The sequence below is a fragment of the Caloramator australicus RC3 genome, assembly GCF_000297115.1.
Classification (GTDB): Bacteria; Bacillota; Clostridia; order Clostridiales; family Caloramatoraceae; genus Caloramator; species Caloramator australicus.
Genome location: NZ_CAKP01000140.1, coordinates 1 through 1,594 on the forward strand (window position 1 = coordinate 1; position 1,594 = coordinate 1,594).

Consider the following 1,594-nt stretch of genomic DNA (forward strand, 5'->3'; position numbering starts at 1 on the left):
GTGAATCTTTATCCGAAGGACACGTTAAGCCACATCTTTCATAGTGTAAAATTATTGTAGGACGAAAAAGGACAAAAAATTTAAAAGAGACAACCCCTGTGATAAAATAAAAGTGAAAAAAAACACACAAACCAATAAGGGGGTGTCTCTTTTGAATAATATTATACAACAACATTTAATAAATTTCACTACTAAATYAATAAAAAATGTTGAAGAAACTATATCAAAAGAATGGGATTTAACAAAACTTGTTGATGTAGTTAAAAAAATGACTGATGAATTAGGAGCAAACATAATAAAGGACTTTTTAGAAGAATTAGATAAAACGATTAAAGAAGATGAAAAAAGGAAAAAGGGATGGGTAGTAGAAAGGAAAGACAAGAAAAAGATTGTAACAATGCTAGGCGAAATAGAATATGCAAGAACGTATTACAAATCTAAGAAGAATGGGGAATATAGATATTTACTTGATGAAATTATAGGGATAAGCAAACATGAGAAGGTAGATAAAGAAGTAAAGATAAAGCTGGTGGAGAACGCAATTAATATGTCCTATGAGGAGAGTAGTAAAATAACATGTCCGGAGAAACTAAGTAGACAGACGGTATTTAATGCAATAAGACAGGTAGGAGAAGTAGAAGTAAAAAGGGAAGTAAAAGAAAAGAGGAAAGTAAGAGTGCTATACATAGAAGCAGATGAGGATCATGTGGCATTGCAGGATGGGAAGAAGGAGATGCCAAGGCTTGTATATATACATGAAGGAAGGCAAAGCAAAAATGGGAGAAACGAATTAAAGAATGTATATTACAAAGCATACGTTGGTGTAGAAGCTGAAGAAATATGGATAGATGTAGCGAATTATGTGTATGACAATTATGAAATAGAGAGCATAGAAAAGATATACATAGCAGGAGATGGAGCAAGATGGATAAAGGAAGGAATGGAATGGATTCCGAAAGCGAAATTTGTATTAGATAGATATCATTTGAACAAATACATAATAAGAGGGACAGCAAAGCGAGAAGAATATAGGCAAAAGATATGGGGAGCGATAAATGAAGGGGATAAGAAGGTTTTAAGGGAGATATTTAAGGAGTTAATAAATATAGCAGAAACTAAGACAGAAAAGGAGAGAGCAAAAGAAGCAAGGAGATATATATTAAATAACTGGGAAGGGATAGTAATATATAAAGAGGACGAGGATGTAATAGGATGCAGTGCAGAAGGGCATATAAGCCATGTATTATCAGCGAGATTAAGCAGTAGGCCATTAGGATGGAGTAAAGAGGGATTAAAGATAATGGCAAAGCTAAGGGTATTTAGCAGGAATGGAGGTAATTTAAGGGAAATAAGTATATACAAGGAAGACGTTGAAACATTTAGATTAAATAAAAAGAAGATAAAAGAAACAATTAAAAGAATAAATAATTCTTCACGAGAAGGAATAAATAATATAACAATATTAAATATTGGAAAAGTAACGCCAATGTATAAGATATTAAAATCAATTAAATATGAAAATATAATTTAAAGTTTAAAAGCTTACGAAAGTCTTGATTTTAAACATTTTAGGGGGTTGTCTATAAAAATTAAC

1 protein-coding gene is annotated in these 1,594 nt (G+C 31.5%); it reads left to right on the forward strand.

The window, feature by feature from the left end:
• Positions 1-112: 112 nt before the first annotated feature.
• A complete protein-coding gene (locus CAAU_RS13225; RefSeq protein ID WP_202801054.1) occupies positions 113-1,531 on the forward strand; it encodes an ISLre2 family transposase in 1,419 nt (472 codons plus the stop codon).
• Positions 1,532-1,594 lie beyond the last annotated feature (63 nt).